We start from the raw sequence: 16375 nt of genomic DNA on the forward strand, positions 1-16375 counted from the left end.
GTTATTCTATGGTTATTAACGCTATTCATAAACATGATAAAGCATTAAGTCGTGGACAGCTGAATGGAGAAATTCAGCTTCTTCATTGTCGGCTGGTTCTCGATAGATCCAGCGTATCTCTCCGTTTTTATAATACCGTCCGCGAAAGCGGCGTTTTTTATAGTAAAATGTAAATTCCCATTCTTGATTGACAAGGTTGTTTTTAAGTTCTTTCAGCTGGAAATGTTCAAGCATGCTAACGAGTCCTTTCTTTGAAAGAGTCTGCCCATATACTATCATGAAGGAGTAAGAGAAGAAAGACAGCCGGCAATCGGGCTGTTTGAAGGGAAGAGATTTGCGGGAAATGATAAACTAAACGATATAGAGGATATGTCGAAAATGGAAAGGGTTTTGTTTATGGAAGGCTTCTGGATCATTTTGCTCCTGATTTTTATTGGCGCCGTTGTCGGCGGAGGAACGAATATACTCGCGATTCGCATGATCTTTCGGCCGCACAAGCCGTTGTACATCGGCAAAGCCCGCCTGCCTTTCACACCCGGATTAATCCCTAAAAGGCGGGGCGAAATCGCTGATCGGCTCGGAAAAATGGTGGAAGAACACCTTCTCACCCCCGAAGGCATTCAAACGAAACTCGAAGAGGGGGCGATTTTTCCGGAGTTAGAACGCCGTATTGGTGAAGCTGTCAACAGGTTGGTGCTGGAAGAAATCACAATCGACGAGTGGCTTGAAGAAAATTTTGATACAAAAGGGCGTCCGGAACAAATCCGCCGGGCACTGGAAACCGCAATTCGCAATAAATTAACGGCTTTCGTAAAAGAATACGAAAACTTGCCGATGAATGAAACCATTCCGCCTGAATGGCAGACTAAAATTAACGAGCGGATTCCGCACTTGTCGGGAGAAATTATCAGCCGTGTCGACAAGTACCTGCACAGTCCAGAAGGCCAGGAACAGCTCCAAAATATGATTGATCATTTCTTTCGGTCAAAAGGGAGTATGACCAATATGTTCGGCCGTATGGCCAGCCGTTTTTCGTTAGCGAACTTCGTGACAAAAGAAATCACAAAGTTTCTCAATGAACCGAACACCGTTAAAATGTTGAGCGAACTGCTTAAAAGCGAATGGGACAAAACGATACTGAAAGCTCCGGCAGAATTGTTTGACAGCAATGTATTAAGTCAGCGGATTGAACGTTTGACGCAAATGGTGGTTGACGAGGTGCCGATCGTCGGCGAGTGGAATAAACCGCTGAACGAATGGAGCGGCGAATACCGTGATGCGATTGAACGCCATGTGTTGCCGGCCGTTATGGGGGCAGCGGCGACGATGCTCTCCCGCTATTTAGCAACCGTGATGCATCAAGTCGGGATTCGCGATGTTGTCCGCAGGCAGGTTAATGATTTTCCAATTTATAAACTCGAAGAAATGCTTGTCATGATCGCCATTCGCGAATTAAAGATGATCGCCCTTCTCGGCGCAATTATCGGCGGTTTAATCGGGCTTATTCAAGGCGGCGTTATAATTTTTTTCATTTAAATTTTTTTGAACGGGTGTATTCAATTTAATTTCGTGTTATAGTCGAGATTGACTTAATCTGCGAACGCAAACAGCAGATTTCTGTATTTTATTTGCGTGCGCGGGAAATTAGAGGAGGATCAATTATTATGGCTAACCCTTACGACAAGGCTCACGAACTAGCGAATGAGCTTAAACAATCTGAAGAGTTCACAAAACTGCAAGACTTGCACAATCAAGTAAATGCGGACGACGTTGCGAAGCGTATGCTCGATAACTTCCGTCAAATTCAAATGGACTTGCAGCAAAAGCAAAGCCAAGGTGAACAAATTACGGAAGAAGAAGTACAAAACGCGCAGCAGCAATTCGAAGTTGTGCAGCAGCACGAAACGATTTCTCAGCTGATGGAAGAAGAGCAGCGCATGAGCCAGCTCGTCGGCGACTTGAACCGAATTATCACTGAACCGCTTGAAGCGCTTTACGGCGTGGATCAAGGCGAAGAGCAATAAACGAATTTAAACTCCGGAGCTTTCAGCTCCGGAGTTTTCTTTTTCTAATTTTTTTGCAGATCGCGTATAATAAAAGCGAAAGGGTGATGACAGTGGATAAAGAGATGTGGCGGGAAAAGTTAGAAAAAGCAATGGAAGACCACGAAGAAGGAACACCGCAGCTGTTTTTGTATTCGATGCTTGATTTTGCATTTGATTATGATGAAGAAAAAGAAGCCGTCGTATTAACAGCACCGGTCTCTGAAATTATGTTTAATCCTGTCGGGTTCATTCACGGCGGCGTGATCACCTATATGGCAGATACAGCATTAGGACATTTATGTGCGGCTTTTTTAGACCAGCCGTCTGTATCGTTAGAGTTAAAGACCCAATTTTTCCGTACCGTAAATCACGGGAGCTTAAAAGCGATTGCGACGTTTCAAAAAAAGGGCAAAAACGTTCAGTTTGCTGTATGCAGGATTTTCGATGAGAGTGACCATTGTTTGGCGGAAACAACGGGGACGTTTTATGCAGTGAAAACATAAACGGCCAAAGGCATTGAGCCTTTGGCCGTTATTTTTACGCTGGCTACGGGCGGAAATAAACCCAAGTCCCGTCCGAGCGGACAATTCTCGCCGGAGATGACTCAGCTTGTGCTTCCTTAAGACGCGTCATGCCTTGTTCGTGTGCAGCGTCGATCGTTTCCGCTTGGAACGACTCGTTTACCAGCTTTGTCCCGTCAGCTTGAAACGCTGTAACAAAAAACTTTTGCATTTGATCACGGCCTTTCGTTTAAGAAAATTATCCCTGTTTCAAGCTATACCACGAAAACGCGGATAAAAAACAAAATATAAAAAATCATCAAACATCGCAGTGTGTAAGAACGTATATTCGCACGGTTGTGCTATAATAGCGGCAAATAGAAAGGAGATCAGATTATTTATGATCACGTTTATACATATGGCCGATCTGCATCTTGGCAGGGTTTTTCAAACGAATGTAACGAATGATAACCATGCGCGAAAAAAAGCGCTTGATGCTGTATACCGTTCTTTGGATAATGCTGTTGAAACGGCGATCGATCAACAAGTGGATTTTATCGTGATTGCCGGTGATATTTATGATGAAGCTGAGCGTTCAGTAAAAGGAAAATATAAATTTCAGCAAGCTTGCAGCCGCCTGCAAGAATACGGGATTCATGTCTACGCGGTTCACGGCAACCACGATCCGTTAACATCGTCCGTTTCGTCGTCAGCCGATCTGCCGGCGAATGTCACGGTGTTTTCAGCGGAGGGTGAAACGGTTGTTCACACTGGGAAATCAGGTGAAAAAGCTGCGCTGTCCGGCTTCAGCTATCCACAAACGGTGTTTACAGAATCCCCTATAGCGCGGTTTCCTGCCAGGTCAAACAACGATTACCATATCGGCATATTGCACGGCCAAGAGGGGACGCTGGACGGGCATGAACCTTATGCCCCTTTTCGGGCGCGGGAGCTGGCTGCGTTGGAATACGATTATTGGGCGCTCGGTCATATCCATGACAGACAGGTTCTTCAAGACGATCCGCCGATTCGTTATTCCGGATGTATTCAGGGCGCCAACCGGAAAGAACAAGGCCCAAAAGGGGTTGACGTTGTCCGGCTCGACAGTTCCGGTGCGCATTGCACCTTTGTTCAGACAGCGCCCATCGTCTGGGCAGAAGTCACTGTCGGGGCGGAAGATGTCACAACAGAAGCAGAACTTATCAGCAAAGCAGAAACGTTGACTGCTGAACGCTTCGGCGCTGAAACCGCAGTTTTCACAATTACAGTTACAGGTGAAACGGCCCTTCATGAACAACTCTCAGATATAGATAAAAAATACGAGTGGATCGAGCTGTTGCGCGAAGAGCTGAGCGGTGACGGCAGATGGGTCGATCAAGTTCGTGTTCAAACAAAGCCGGTGATTGACCGTGAAGTTTGGCGCAATGAAGATCATCTTTACGGGGATATCATCCGCATCCGCGAAGAGATTACAGAAGCGGATAAAATCGAAATAATTGATGCGTGGCGAAAAAACGCCAAGCTCCGGCGGGTCATGCGTGAAACAGAAACATGGTCGGAAAAAGAATGGGAAGCTGTTTGGGATGAAGCTGAACAGCTTATTCTCGCGAATTTAATCGATGAGGAGCGCGGTTTATGAGGCTAAAAAAGGTGAAAGCTCACGGGTTCGGAAAATGGCGTGATACAGAATGGGATTTATCTGCGGATTCACGTTTCACCGTTTTTTTAGGCGAGAATGAAACGGGCAAATCATCCGTTATGCAATTAATTCATGCTGTTTTGTTCGGATTTGTAAAAGAAGAAGTTGAACGTTTGAAACCCCGGAACGGCGGAAATTTCGGCGGCTCAGTTGAGTTGGAAATGGACGGACGGACTTTGACGGTCGAACGCACTCACCGGCAGCGGATACGCGGCGAAGTGACAGTCAAGTACGAAGACGGCCGCACCGGCGGAGAAAAAGAATGGGAAGCGATTTTACAAGGATTGGACAGTGCGACTTTTAAAGGCATTTTTCATATTGACTTAAACGGGTTGGAACACTTGCAGCGTTTGTCCCCTGGAGAAGTGAACCGTTATTTATACGATGCAGGTATGAGCGGGGGCCAAGCGTTAACAAAGCTGGAGAAAAAATTAAAGCAGCGCGCCGATGATTATTATACGCCGCAAGGAAAAGTAAAGCCCGTCAACCGTTTAGCGAAAGAATGGGAAAAAACCGAGAGTGAACGGGCATTGCTGGCGGAAAAATTGGATCGTATTTCAGAGAAAAGAAGGCTGATTTCTGATTATGAAAACCGTTTGGCTGAACAAGCGGATCAAGAGGATGAGATTAACCAACGCTTACGGTTTTTCGAAAAAGCCTCTGCGCTGGAAACGATCATCCGCGATTGGTCTGCATTAAACAAAAAGCGCGACGAATTGGCAAGAAAGAGACCGGATCGTTTTCCGGTCAACGGGCTGGAACGATTTGAACGCTGGCAGCAGCTGGCGGAAGAAAAAAAGGCGGAAGCCGCTGATAAACAGAAAAAACTTGCCGAAAAAAAACAGCTCTTGGCTAGGGAAGAGAACCTTCTGTTAACAGATCAATTACGCCTGGAAATGTCCAATGCGTTGGAGAAAAAAGCGGAAATCATGAGGCTTTACGACAATCGAGCAACGCTAAGTAAAGACATTGAACAATTAAACCGTGAAAAAAAGAAACTGTTAAAAGCGCATCCCGACACGTCGGCTGATCACTTTAATGCCGCCGTGATCGATGCGCAGAAACTTCAGCAGTTTGATCGGCTTAAAAACGAACGTGTTCAGTTGAAATCAAAAGAAGAACAGCTGAAAATGAAAGCAGAAGATATCGAAAACCGCGTTGCAGACAATCAGGAGATGCAAGAAGAAGCTAAAAGGCAAGAAAAGAATTATATCGCAGAGGAAAACCGGTTGGCAAAGCAACAGGAAAAAAAGGCAAATCGCAAAATAACCTGGATTTTAACGGGAACGGTGTTGGCTGCGGGGATCAGTTTAGTTGCAGCAGATTTGTTTATCGCTTTAATGGCCTTAGCCGCAGGTACGGCGTTACTGTTTAGCGCGTATAAGGAAAAAAGGGAATGGCTTGATCGGCGGCAGAGGACAGAAGAAACGTTAAGCAAAGCAGATCAGCAATCAGCTCAAGAAAGTTCGCCCCCGTTGATGGCGGAAAAAGCCATTAACGAGAAAAGTTTGCAGCAAGAAAAGGAGCAAATTGAACTTGAGCGCGAACGATTGGCGAAACAATGGAGCGAATGGGAAGACGCGTTTCATAACTGGCTGACAATAACTCAGCTGCCGTTCAAAGACGACTTGGGTTGGTATGACCACTTCATTCCAAATGCGCGCAAATGGTATGAGCTTGAAGACCGGATTGAAGAATTAACCGAAGATAAACAGCAGACCGAATCGCAAATTGAACAAGGAGAACGTTCGGCAAAGCAAATCGTGCAAAAGGCCGGAAACACAACAGATCAGGAAGATTTTTGGTATACGCTCTATAAGCAGTATGACCGCGATGAAGAAAGACGCCGCGAAATAGCGAAACAACAAGACTTATTAACAGACATGATTGAACAGCACGATGAACTCGAAGAAAAGTACAACCATTATCGTGCAAAACTCGATGAACTGCTTACGTATACCGGAGTGACGGAAGAAAACCGCTTTCGCAGCTTGGGAGAGTTGGAGAAACATTACGAAGATATTGATTACCGCTGTCAAGAACAAGAGATTCGGCTGTCGAGCGCGATTCCGGATAAGGATGAACGGGAAAAAATAACAGCAGCCGTTCTTGCAGAACATACGGATATAGACAAAGAAAAGCAGCATTTACACGAGCAATCAGCAGCTGTGTTTACCGAAAAAGAAAGGCTGATTAAAGAAAAAACCGAGACAGCAAAAGAAGTTGAGACATTAGAGCAGGATGGCACATACGAAGAAATTTGTCAGGAAAAAAAGCGGCTTGAGGAAGAAGTGAATAAGCTGCTGCGGGAATGGGCTGTGATGCAGGCGGCGCTCAAAATGATCGGGCAGGCGAAGAGAGTATACGAACAAAACCGGCAGCCCGCCGTAATGGAACGCGCTGAACAATTGTTTATTCATTTGACAGAAGGCCGTTATCATCGTTTTTTCGCGCCGTTAGGGGAAGAGACGTTTTATGTCGAGCGAAATGACGGCGAACGTTTTGAACCGGCTGACTTGAGCCGGGGGACGAGAGAAATTCTTTATTTGTCTTTGCGCTTGGCATTAGCCGACGACGATGCATTTGAGCGCAAATATCCGATAATTATGGATGAAATTTTAGTCAATATTGATGCAGTTCGGCGTAAAAAACTGATTGAAGCTTTTTCAATGATCAGTTCCGGACGGCAGCTGCTGTTTTTCACATGTCACCGCAATTTATATAAAGAAATTAAGAACTTTACAGATGACCATACGCTCCATCTGCTTGATTCTGCGGTACAGCGATGATGAATGATTTCAATTTAGGGCGCTTTGTTATACACTTTTAGTAAGACACGTACCTGTCAATGTACAATTCGAAAGCGAATGAAGGAGGCCGAAACTCATGAGCGGGTTTACTGTTTATTTAGTCGAGGATGAACAAAATCTAGGTGAAGTGATTAAAGCATATATGGAAAAAGAAGGATGGAGTGTTGTGCACTTCACCGACGGCAATGATGCCTATAATCATATACACGATCAGCCGCATTTGTGGGTGCTTGATATCATGCTGCCGGGGATGGACGGGTATCAGCTGTTAAAATCAATCCGTCAAGAAAGTGAAACACCGTGTGTATTTATTTCCGCGAGAGACCAAGACTTGGACCGGGTGCTCGGTCTTGAACTCGGAAGCGACGATTATTTGGCGAAACCGTTCATGCCGGAAGAGTTGATGATCCGGGTGAAAAAACTTCTTCACCGGGCGTATCCGCCGGAAAATCAAGAAGAGAATACAATCGAGCTTAATGATTACTTGATTGATACGGCTTCGCGGACGGTTACCGATCACGGTGAACAAATCGAACTGACGACAAAGGAAATGGACTTAATTATTCTTCTTTCCGGCAATGTCGGAAAAGCCCTTTCGCGTGAAGAGATTATCGAATACGTGTGGGGGGAAGATTATTTCGGTTCGGAGCGGGCTGTCGATGATGTTGTCCGCCGTGTGCGCAAAAAACTGCCCCGTATCCATGTAGAAACGTTGTACGGATACGGCTACAGGGTTCTTTCTTCATGATCCGACTGAACCTGACACAGCGAATCTGGTTTTCTTTTATTGCGATTTTGCTATTAGTCGGTCTGTTAATCGGTGTCATTTATCCGATATCGTTAAACAGCACTCTTACGGAAGAAACGTACAGAATTATTGAACAAGAACAAACCCGCTATGCCAATCCATACGGTGAACACATGATTCCGCCTAACTCCGAACTTGATTTTATCGAACGCAGGGATGCGGAACGCTCTGTCGGACACTTGTTTTTGATGAATCAAATGGGGACATTGGAAGGCGATCCGGTACCAAATGAAGTGCTCAATGAGATGGGAGAAAATGCACAAGATCAGATGGGCCGCCGCGGCCGCTATGAGCTGACTTATAATGATGCGACGCTCTTTTATGTCGTTTTTAAAGTGTATACAACCGGGGGCGAAGCCTACCACATTTCCTACATGTGGGATACGTACCGTGATGAAATGGTCAACAGGCTTTGGACGAGACTGAGTTTTATTATGGTTCTGGCCGGATTGCTCAGCCTTGTTCCTGCCTTTTGGCTGAAACATTATTTAAAAGCGCCGCTAAACAGTCTCGGAAGCCACTTCGAACAAATCTCAGAGCGGAATTGGCGCGAACCGTTTCGCTGGGAAGGCGACCAGGACTTCGAAAAACTGTCGAATCAATTTGAAAAAATGCGTCAAAACTTAATTAAATACGATTCGGCGCAGAAAACGTTTATTCAGCATGCGTCTCACGAATTGAAAACGCCGATTATGGTTGTGAAAAGCTATGCGCAGTCTGTTAAAGACGGGATCTTGCCGAAAGGAAACATGCAGGAAACGATGGATGTTATCCTTGAAGAATCCAACCGAATGGAAAAACGGGTCAAAGACATGCTGTACTACACGAAGCTCGATTCATTGAAGGAAGCCCCGATGGAGCCGGCATACTTTAAATTCGGCACGGTCGCTTACGAAATGGAAGAGCGTTTTCTCGCCCCGCGCGAAGAACTTGTTTGTACCATTAGCGGTGATAATATCACGGTTTATGCTGATCAAGAGCAAATAAGCGTGGCATTGGAAAACCTTATAGAGAACGCGCTTCGCTATGCTGTTTCCGAGATCCACATTAAAGCGGACAGACGAGGGAGAGACGTGTATATTGAAGTTTATAACGACGGTGATCCGATCCCTGAAGAAGAACTCGATTATTTATTCACACCGTTTCGAAAAGGAAATAAAGGCCAATTCGGTTTAGGGCTGGCGATTGTCGAACGAATTGCCGACATTCATCAAGGGAAAGCTGATGTGGTCAACGAAGAAGACGGAGTGCGTTTTCGCTTGATCATCCCGCAAAATTAAATTGCCTAACCTCTGCGCCTGTTGCGCAGAGGTTTATTTTACCGAACGTATGTATGGTATACTGGAATAGTCAAAGCCGAACCGTAAAGGGGAGAAATGATGAAAAACGGAGTGCAGCAATTTCAAGTAGGCGATTCAATTGATGCGTATGTGTTAATTAAACAAGTGAAAAAAGGAATTGCCAGCAATGGCAAGCCGTTCTTATCTTTACAGCTGAGCGATCAAACCGGGGAAATTGATGCCAAGCTTTGGGCGATCTCTGCAGAAGATGAAGCGGTATTCCGGGCTGGTACAATCGTTCATGTTCAAGGAGATGTTCAAGATTTCCGCGGCCAAAGACAGCTTCGGATTAAATCGCTGCGTCCTGCAACCGCGATGGATCACGTCCGCCCGGAAGATTTTATGCCGACAGCGCCCCGAAATAAAGAAGATATGCTTGAAGAAGTCCATCAATATATCTTTGAGATGAACAACGCGAAGATTCAGCGCTTAACGAGACATTTGTTGAAAAAACATCAGCAAGCGTTTATCATGGCGCCCGCTGCAACGAAAAATCATCATGAGTATGCATCCGGATTGATCTATCATGTTGTTTCGATGCTTCACGCGGCGAAAAGTTTAGCGCAACTTTATCCCAGTCTCGATACAGACTTACTGTACGCCGGTGTGATATTGCATGATATGGCTAAAGTCCGCGAACTTTCAGGTCCGATGACGACAGAGTATACACTGGAAGGAAAGTTGATCGGGCATATTCCGTTAATGGTCACCGAGATTGACAATGCAGCAAAGGAACTGAGCATTGAAGGTGAGGAGGTTATGGTGCTGCAGCACATGATTTTATCGCACCACTCGAAACCGGAATGGGGATCGCCAAAGCCGCCGCTTGTCAAAGAAGCTGAGCTGCTGCATCTCATTGATAATATCGATGCCAGAATGAATATGCTCGATCGTGCGCTTGAACGAGTCGAACCGGGCGAATTTTCCGAACGGGTATTTGGACTCGAAAACCGATCTTTTTATAATCCGAGTTTCACTAAAAACTCTGCTGATCCGACGTAAAAAAGCTGTTCATCGCTTGAACAGCTTTTTTACCATTCGCTTAGGGAAACAAATGGTCGAGCTCATCGTCGTGAATATCAATGTCGTAAGAGTCAAACAGCTCTCCCTGCTGCTCGGTCATCATATAAAGCCGGCGATCTTCGAGCGTTGTCCGCAACTGTTCTCGCACTTCTGCAAACGGCTCATCGAAATCTGTGCGGTCTGTCACTTCGATAATGTGATAGCCGGAAGGACCTTTAACCGGCTCGCTGATTTCGCCGACATCGAGCAGGAACGCAGTTCGTTCAAAGGCCGGGTTCATCGTCCCGCGCTGAAAACTGCCGACGTTTCCGCCGTCATCGCTGCTGGTTGGATCTGTCGAATACTCAGCGGCGAGATCAGCAAAAGATGCCTCATCTTCGGTCAGGCGCCTGTAGAGTTCATCGGCTTCTTCTCGATCAGACACCAGTATGTGACGGGCTTCAACCATTCTGCCGCGTTCGTATTCTGTTTCGAGAGCGTCTTCTGTAATTCTTTCCATATTGTCGGTGTATTCTTCCATCACGAGCTGACGCTTAATTAAATGTTCCATGTCATCTTCATCCTCAGCATCTTGCCGGGTAAAAAGTTCATAAAATTCGGTTTCATTATCAGCGCCGTAATTTTCCATGAGTTGTTCCATTTCAGCTTGCACGGTTTCATCATCGATGCCGAGGTTTTCTGCTTCTGCTTCAATAATCATTTTTTCAATCAGGCGGTTGAGGACGGCTTCCCCGTGTGAGGCTTTTAATTCTTCATAAAAATCATCTTTGCTGATTGTTCCAGCTTCTGATTCGACAACAAGATTATCGCCGTTAAGAGTCGGATCTTCACGTTCGTTACCGTTATAATCGTTCGATTCCTGACTTACTGCATTGTTTGTCTCGCTGTTTTCTTCTTCTTGTTCGTCGTTTTCTGCTGAACAAGCAAACAAAAACAGCGATGATATCGCGAGCGTGTACATCAGTTTTTTCATCAAGCGCATACACCTTCTTTACTAGATAGATGTCGATCCATACGTCTAATATAGCATATTTTAGAAAAAAAGTGAGCGGCTCTGCCGCTCACTAAGAAATTCTCATGCGTTTACGTATGAAAAATCCGGAAAAACGAAGACGTAATTAAGATCGTGATTAATACGTTAATGGTGCGAAAGATCTTGCCGTGTTTCTCTTCAGGAATTTCTTTTTGTACAACGAGTGTATTTGTCATAGAATTAATGACAAATAAATAAAGTGTACTGAATACAATAAAGGGTAAATAAATCAATTGGGTACCTCCAGTCGCGATGACACTGATTGCCTGACGCTGTCAGCCAAATTCGGTTTATCTGAAAACTTAACACTTTTGATTTCATCTCCATTGTAACAAACGATTAAAAAGACATGAAGTAATAAATTTTACAGACACGAAAGGAGAAGCGTGATGAATCGTTGGAAAGTTTCGTTTTTTGTACTTGCTGCAGCAGTTCTTTTGACTATCAGTTTAGCCTTCTTCTGGTTAAATTCAATCAGCTCAGATAACTCAGAAAGTACATTTGAGCGTCCGGATATATCAGCGCAAGACGGTGCCGAGTTTCGCGTCAGCACCTCAATTGAAGATTTGAACACATGGATTGCTCAAGAGATGGCGCGCGAAGGAGAAGAGGATTTTGATTTGTATGTGGATGATGCTGTTTACGTCGAGGCAAATATCGATGCGTTTGGGTTTCAAGTGCCGATGGAAATGCAGCTTAACCCTGTATTATTAGATAATGGAAACATTGAACTGCAGGAAGAATCGTTTCAAATTGCGACGATCGACCTGCCTTCCAAGCAGTTGTTTCAAGTGATCGGTCAAACGGTAGAATTACCCGAGTGGATTACCGTCGTACCGGATGAACAGCTCTTTTATGTCGATCTTCGTTCTTCTGCCGGCGAGGAAGCAGACATTCGCGTCGTAACGTTCGATCTTGAAGACGAGGATATAGAAATTGCCGTTACACTGACAGGAGAGGGCGAACCGCTGTTTACAGATGATGAATCCGCTTCGTAAACAGTGTATGTATAAAAATAATTGCTTGTAGACAAAGTCATGACATCAATAGATGTCCTATTAAAAGGAACGGATGACTACGCATCGTCCGGCTTCTTTCACCTGAAGGTATCACTGCGACATCGGCTCAAAAAGACTTCGCCGTGTCTTACTAGTCCGCGGGCGAGCGCCGAGCCGCTTCGGGCTGATGCCCTGCAGGGTCTCGCCTTTCTCGCTATCCCGCAGGAGAAAGCCGGGATGCTGGGTCATCCTCCTTTTTTGAATGGAGTGTATTCTTAAAAAAAGAAGCCATGCATCCACTCCTCCGACGCCTCCGGGAAAGCAAGAGACGAAGATCCGGATTCGGCGGCCTCAGACCGCCGAATACTAGCTGAGTCCTTGCCCGGGGCAAGCGGAGGGTAGTGGATTCATGGCTGACATCAAAATATAGTTTGTCTACAAACAAAAAGAGCCGTTTTACGGCTCTTTTTGTACTTCCGGACGAAGAATGTAAAATCCGTCGCGGTGCTCTTCGATAATGCTGTTATTCGGTACCGAACGAATCTCCCGGTAGTTGAAAAGATCGTAAATGGCAAGGCCTGAATTCAGTGCAGACATCATCGCAATATAATGAATATAATGCGGAAAAACAAACGAAGCAATAACTGCAATTGTTGTAAACATGATAATCGGAAAAGCAGAGACAACCATTCCGTAATATTTTGTCATCGGCTGTTTCACAGAGTAATAGAAAAACGGCCACTGACTTTTACGGATCCCGAATGTAGCCTTCATCCCTAACAGCCATAGCGGCATGCAGTGAAGGAGTAGATGAACGGGCAGAACAGCGGCCATTAGAGCTAAGAGAATAAACGCACCATGATCGGTCAGTGTTTGCGGTGATAAAATTGTTCGAAATACTGAGAAGAAAACGAGAAAATATACGATTGATGTAAACAGTGAGAGAGCCCAAAGTCTCGAGCGTCCGTAATTTTCTTCAACTGAAATCCGTTTTAAACAATTCATTTCTAACCACCTCCGTAGACCGTACGTTCATTTCATGTATTCAGATAACTGTCTGTATAAGAGTATATAAGTTAATGTGTCCGGATTTTTTAGCTGATTTTCTCTAATCGGCACTTAGGACAATTTACGACGAAAAATAGAGAAAATCAAGCCCTTTTTTAAAAAAAGTTGCTTTGATGTTCAGTCCGAGCAAAAATATGAGAATAATGACGGACATAAAAAACCCGCCTGGCTGAGCAGCAGGCGGGGGAGAAGACTAGGAAGAGGAAGCTTCTTGGTTGTTTTTTTGTACCGGGACAAGTTTGTCGTTTGATACTGTAAAATCTTCTTCGAACTTGTTCATTGATGTTTCAAAAATGCGGATGAAGTCAGGTCCGTATAAATGTTTAACTATACTCATCAGCTCAGCAAACTCAGGAAATTTCCCGTAAAGCTCTTTGATCGGAAGCGACCCTTCATAAATCGCATATGTCTGCGGATTATAATGTTCAAACGTTTCTAATAAAAGGTTTTCGCCTTCGGGTGTTAAGTACACATACGTATTTCGTTTGTCTGTGTGACGCTTAGAAAACGTCAACAGTCCGCGTTCTTCAAGTTTTTTTGAAAAGTTAAATGCGGTCGATACGTGCATTACCCCGAATTTGGCAATATCTGATACGGATGCACCCTCAAGGTGATAGGCGATCCATAAGATATGATGTTCATTAATATTTAAATCGAACGGTTTAATCCAAGCCTGCCAGTCTTTTTCAATCGATTTCCATAATGCTTTGCTTAATTGGGCAATTTTGTGGCTGTACATAATGGACTGTTTGACGGAATCTTGGTCATGTTGATCCATAGTTGTCCTCCAATCGGTAAAGTATTATGTGTTCAATCTGGCAGTCGTCGGAATTTTCATTATTTTATCGGCAAAATGATAACATCATCATAACACAATAAAACATTTGTGCTCAATAACATTTCATATTTTTCTGACAAATAATTTCACAAAATGTTCACAAAAATCCGTCCTGCTAAGGGACGGATTTTACAGAGTGTTGACAAAGTCATGACATCGTTAGATGTCATGTTAAAAGGAACGGATGACGACGCATCGTCCGGCTTCTTTCACCTGAAGGTATCACTGCGACATCGGCTCAATAAGACTTCGCCGTGTCTTACTAGTCCGCGGGCGAGCGCCGAGCCGCTTCGGGCTGATGCCCTGCAGGGTCTCGTCTGTCTCGCTATCCCGCAGGAGAAAGCCGGGATGCTGGGTCAGCCTCTTTTTTGAAGCGAGTGTATTCATAAAAAAAGAAGCCATGCATCCACTCCTCCGACGCCTCCGGGAAAGCAAGAGACGAAGATCCGGATTCGGCGGCCCGATACCGCCGAATCCTAGCTGAGTCCTTGCCCGGGGCAAGCGGAGGGTAGTGGATTCATGGCTGACATAAAAATATAGTTTGTCTACAGTCTAAAAAATCCGTCCTGCTAAGGGACGGATTTTAAATAAATTATGAATGATTTTGCTGAAATTCAAGCATGAAGTCGCGCAAAATTTCCACGTGTTCTTTCGGAACGGCATTGTAATTGGAAACACGGCATCCGCCGACAGAACGGTGTCCGTTTAACCCTGTAAATCCGCGTTCGGAAGCTTGATTCAAAAACTTCTTCTCGAGTTCTTCCGAAGGCAGACGGAACGTGATGTTCATCCATGAACGGGAATCTTTATCAGCATGACCGCTGTAAAAACTGTTCGAGCGATCGATCACGTCGTAGATCAAAGCGGCTTTTTCTTTTGCCCGATTTTCCATTTCGGTAATTCCGCCTTGTTCTTTAATCCAATCGAGCACGAGACTCGTGATATAAATCGCTCCAGTCGGCGGTGTGTTATACAGTGAATCTTTATCTGCATGCTGCTTGTACGAGAGCGACGGCGGCAAAGAACCGGAAGCTTGATCAAGCAGGCTTGTGCGGATAATTGCGATTGTTACACCGGCCATACCGGCGTTCTTTTGCGCGCCTGCATAAGCAAGATCAACCCGGTCCCACGGAATCGGGCGGCTTAATATGTCACTGGACATATCGACAAAAACGGGCTGCTCACAGGCGGGCCAGTCTGACAGCTGTGTTCCGTAAATTGTGTTGTTCGAAGTTAAGTGAACATAGGCGGTATTTTCCTGCAGATCGGCCGGGTCGAACACCGGTACATCGGCGTACGTCCGGCTGGAAGAAGCTGCTGCTGTGTATATTTCACCGATCGCGGCGCCTTCTTTCTGCGCTTTTTCAGCCCATGAGCCGCTCAGTACATAGGCGCCTGCTTTGTTATCGGAAAGAAAGTTCTTAGCCAGCATGGAAAATTGCAGAGAGGCTCCGCCTTGTAAAAACAAGACAGAAAAATCATCAGGAATGTCGAGCAGCTCGCGCAACGTATTCATCGCATGGAAATGTACGCGTTCATAGGCGGCGCTGCGGTGGCTCAGTTCCATGACAGCCATGCCGGTTTGTTCAAAGTTGAACATGTTTTGTTGTGCTTTAGCAAGAACTTCATTCGGAATAGGTCCCGGACCGGGATTGAAATTATACGTTTGTGTCACTCTGTGTTCACTCCTGTTTGTAAAATTGGTTTTACTGTTGGAATATTCAGAAGACGATTCTCGAAAAAAATACGGAATAGTTTCCGTATAAAGAGGCTATGCTTGAATATTCGCTTCGATCGTTTTGGCGATGTCTTGAAGTTTTTCAGCGCTGTAATCATCAGCATGAGTGTGCCATTTCGCGGCAAAACCGTCTGATTCATCGTAGCGCGGGAGCAGATGGACGTGAAAATGAAACACGGATTGTCCGGCAAATTCACCGTTGTTATTCAGCATGTTCAACCCGCTGATGTTAAAAGACTCTTTCAGCGCGCGGGCTACTTTGGGAACAGCTTGAAACACGTGCGAAGCGTCATCTTCAGTCAAATCATAAATATTTTCTTGATGATTTTTAGGAATGACGAGCGTATGGCCTTCTGTTACTTGACTAATGTCCAAAAAAGCCAAAACGTGCTCATCTTCGTAAACTTTTGCCCCGGGGATGTCGCCGGAGACGATTTTACAGAATATACAATCGCTGTGCTGTGCCAATTCATTC

At 45.1% G+C, this 16375-nt stretch carries 19 protein-coding genes; 11 read left to right on the forward strand and 8 right to left on the reverse strand.

The genetic code is table 11. The annotated features are described in order from the left end of the window. Positions 1–21 precede the first annotated feature (21 nt). The gene (locus tag EDD67_RS11950) at positions 22–234 is read right to left on the reverse strand and encodes a DUF5342 family protein (RefSeq protein WP_121440216.1); all 213 of its coding nucleotides are present in this window, start codon (positions 232–234) and stop codon (positions 22–24) included. Positions 235–378: 144 nt separating this feature from the next. On the opposite strand from EDD67_RS11950, the gene EDD67_RS11955 reads away from it, so the two are divergent. The 3 genes from EDD67_RS11955 to EDD67_RS11965 all read left to right on the forward strand — a co-directional run bounded on the left by EDD67_RS11955 (position 379) and on the right by EDD67_RS11965 (position 2548). Next, positions 379–1536, forward strand: coding sequence for a DUF445 family protein (locus tag EDD67_RS11955; RefSeq protein WP_158638234.1), 1158 nt, complete (start codon positions 379–381; stop codon positions 1534–1536). Between the two features lie 125 nt (positions 1537–1661). Continuing rightward, on the forward strand, positions 1662–2024 hold the full coding sequence (locus EDD67_RS11960; protein ID WP_093072800.1) for a YlbF/YmcA family competence regulator: 363 nt from the start codon (positions 1662–1664) through the stop codon (positions 2022–2024). A 92-nt stretch (positions 2025–2116) separates the two neighbouring features. Then, positions 2117–2548, forward strand: coding sequence for a PaaI family thioesterase (locus EDD67_RS11965; RefSeq protein WP_121440218.1), 432 nt, complete (start codon positions 2117–2119; stop codon positions 2546–2548). 43 nt (positions 2549–2591) lie between these two features. On the opposite strand, the gene EDD67_RS11970 is transcribed toward EDD67_RS11965, so the two are convergent. Next, the gene (locus EDD67_RS11970) at positions 2592–2777 is read right to left on the reverse strand and encodes a YhzD family protein (RefSeq protein WP_121440219.1); all 186 of its coding nucleotides are present in this window, start codon (positions 2775–2777) and stop codon (positions 2592–2594) included. A 168-nt stretch (positions 2778–2945) separates the two neighbouring features. Between EDD67_RS11970 and EDD67_RS11975 the strand changes: the two genes are divergently transcribed. The 5 genes from EDD67_RS11975 to yhaM all read left to right on the forward strand — a co-directional run bounded on the left by EDD67_RS11975 (position 2946) and on the right by yhaM (position 10204). Further along, entirely contained in the window at positions 2946–4184 is a 1239-nt protein-coding gene (locus EDD67_RS11975) for a metallophosphoesterase family protein (protein WP_121440220.1), read from the forward strand. Beyond that, positions 4181–7033 carry an AAA family ATPase gene (locus EDD67_RS11980; protein ID WP_121440221.1) on the forward strand — a complete coding sequence of 951 codons (2853 nt, stop codon included), beginning with the start codon at positions 4181–4183 and terminating at the stop codon, positions 7031–7033. Before EDD67_RS11975 ends, EDD67_RS11980 begins: the two co-directional genes overlap by 4 nt. Positions 7034–7130: 97 nt before the next feature. Then, positions 7131–7802: a response regulator transcription factor gene (locus EDD67_RS11985; RefSeq protein ID WP_093072728.1), complete on the forward strand. Its 672-nt coding sequence runs from the start codon at positions 7131–7133 to the stop codon at positions 7800–7802. Further along, positions 7799–9142 carry a sensor histidine kinase gene (locus EDD67_RS11990; protein WP_093072727.1) on the forward strand — a complete coding sequence of 448 codons (1344 nt, stop codon included), beginning with the start codon at positions 7799–7801 and terminating at the stop codon, positions 9140–9142. The genes EDD67_RS11985 and EDD67_RS11990 overlap by 4 nt, the downstream gene beginning before the upstream one ends. A gap of 99 nt (positions 9143–9241) precedes the next feature. Continuing rightward, positions 9242–10204, forward strand: coding sequence for a 3'-5' exoribonuclease YhaM (gene yhaM / locus EDD67_RS11995; RefSeq protein ID WP_121440222.1), 963 nt, complete (start codon positions 9242–9244; stop codon positions 10202–10204). Positions 10205–10244: 40 nt separating this feature from the next. On the opposite strand, the gene EDD67_RS12000 is transcribed toward yhaM, so the two are convergent. Together EDD67_RS12000 and EDD67_RS12005 are read right to left on the reverse strand one after the other, a co-directional pair. Then, positions 10245–11198, reverse strand: a complete 954-nt coding sequence (locus EDD67_RS12000) for a peptidylprolyl isomerase (RefSeq protein WP_158638235.1) — start codon at positions 11196–11198, stop codon at positions 10245–10247. Positions 11199–11308: 110 nt separating this feature from the next. Next, complete coding sequence (locus EDD67_RS12005) at positions 11309–11488, reverse strand: hypothetical protein (RefSeq protein WP_093072799.1); 180 nt, start codon at positions 11486–11488, stop codon at positions 11309–11311. Positions 11489–11647: 159 nt separating this feature from the next. Here EDD67_RS12005 and EDD67_RS12010 point away from each other — a divergent pair, with 159 nt between their 5' ends. Further along, on the forward strand, positions 11648–12256 hold the full coding sequence (locus EDD67_RS12010; RefSeq protein ID WP_121440224.1) for a YpmS family protein: 609 nt from the start codon (positions 11648–11650) through the stop codon (positions 12254–12256). A gap of 39 nt (positions 12257–12295) precedes the next feature. Beyond that, positions 12296–12535 carry a hypothetical protein gene (locus EDD67_RS12015; RefSeq protein ID WP_123875846.1) on the forward strand — a complete coding sequence of 80 codons (240 nt, stop codon included), beginning with the start codon at positions 12296–12298 and terminating at the stop codon, positions 12533–12535. 177 nt (positions 12536–12712) lie between these two features. Here EDD67_RS12015 and EDD67_RS12020 read toward each other — a convergent pair whose 3' ends face one another. Together EDD67_RS12020 and EDD67_RS12025 are read right to left on the reverse strand one after the other, a co-directional pair. Then, complete coding sequence (locus EDD67_RS12020; protein ID WP_121440226.1) at positions 12713–13261, reverse strand: DUF3267 domain-containing protein; 549 nt, start codon at positions 13259–13261, stop codon at positions 12713–12715. Between the two features lie 256 nt (positions 13262–13517). Further along, the gene (locus tag EDD67_RS12025) at positions 13518–14102 is read right to left on the reverse strand and encodes an HTH-type transcriptional regulator Hpr (RefSeq protein WP_121440227.1); all 585 of its coding nucleotides are present in this window, start codon (positions 14100–14102) and stop codon (positions 13518–13520) included. A 210-nt stretch (positions 14103–14312) separates the two neighbouring features. Here EDD67_RS12025 and EDD67_RS12030 point away from each other — a divergent pair, with 210 nt between their 5' ends. Next, positions 14313–14534 carry a hypothetical protein gene (locus tag EDD67_RS12030; RefSeq protein WP_123875847.1) on the forward strand — a complete coding sequence of 74 codons (222 nt, stop codon included), beginning with the start codon at positions 14313–14315 and terminating at the stop codon, positions 14532–14534. A gap of 220 nt (positions 14535–14754) precedes the next feature. Here the strand turns inward: EDD67_RS12030 and serC are convergent, their stop codons facing one another. After that, positions 14755–15837, reverse strand: coding sequence for a 3-phosphoserine/phosphohydroxythreonine transaminase (gene serC / locus EDD67_RS12035; protein ID WP_121439158.1), 1083 nt, complete (start codon positions 15835–15837; stop codon positions 14755–14757). Positions 15838–15933: 96 nt separating this feature from the next. Beyond that, complete coding sequence (locus tag EDD67_RS12040) at positions 15934–16368, reverse strand: HIT family protein (RefSeq protein WP_242005947.1); 435 nt, start codon at positions 16366–16368, stop codon at positions 15934–15936. Positions 16369–16375 lie beyond the last annotated feature (7 nt).

The organism is Salisediminibacterium halotolerans, assembly GCF_003814815.1.
Lineage (GTDB): Bacteria > Bacillota > Bacilli > Bacillales > Salisediminibacteriaceae > Salisediminibacterium > Salisediminibacterium halotolerans.

Coding starts and splice junctions, on each gene's coding strand:
- EDD67_RS11950 (WP_121440216.1), bottom strand. CDS start 234: ATGCTTGAACATTTCCAGCTGAAAGAACTTAAAAACAACCTTGTCAAT.
- EDD67_RS11955 (WP_158638234.1), top strand. CDS start 379: ATGGAAAGGGTTTTGTTTATGGAAGGCTTCTGGATCATTTTGCTCCTG.
- EDD67_RS11970 (WP_121440219.1), bottom strand. CDS start 2,777: ATGCAAAAGTTTTTTGTTACAGCGTTTCAAGCTGACGGGACAAAGCTG.
- EDD67_RS11975 (WP_121440220.1), top strand. CDS start 2,946: ATGATCACGTTTATACATATGGCCGATCTGCATCTTGGCAGGGTTTTT.
- EDD67_RS11980 (WP_121440221.1), top strand. CDS start 4,181: ATGAGGCTAAAAAAGGTGAAAGCTCACGGGTTCGGAAAATGGCGTGAT.
- EDD67_RS11985 (WP_093072728.1), top strand. CDS start 7,131: ATGAGCGGGTTTACTGTTTATTTAGTCGAGGATGAACAAAATCTAGGT.
- EDD67_RS11990 (WP_093072727.1), top strand. CDS start 7,799: ATGATCCGACTGAACCTGACACAGCGAATCTGGTTTTCTTTTATTGCG.
- yhaM (WP_121440222.1), top strand. CDS start 9,242: ATGAAAAACGGAGTGCAGCAATTTCAAGTAGGCGATTCAATTGATGCG.
- EDD67_RS12000 (WP_158638235.1), bottom strand. CDS start 11,198: ATGAAAAAACTGATGTACACGCTCGCGATATCATCGCTGTTTTTGTTT.
- EDD67_RS12010 (WP_121440224.1), top strand. CDS start 11,648: ATGAATCGTTGGAAAGTTTCGTTTTTTGTACTTGCTGCAGCAGTTCTT.
- EDD67_RS12015 (WP_123875846.1), top strand. CDS start 12,296: ATGACATCAATAGATGTCCTATTAAAAGGAACGGATGACTACGCATCG.
- EDD67_RS12020 (WP_121440226.1), bottom strand. CDS start 13,261: ATGAATTGTTTAAAACGGATTTCAGTTGAAGAAAATTACGGACGCTCG.
- EDD67_RS12025 (WP_121440227.1), bottom strand. CDS start 14,102: ATGGATCAACATGACCAAGATTCCGTCAAACAGTCCATTATGTACAGC.
- EDD67_RS12030 (WP_123875847.1), top strand. CDS start 14,313: ATGACATCGTTAGATGTCATGTTAAAAGGAACGGATGACGACGCATCG.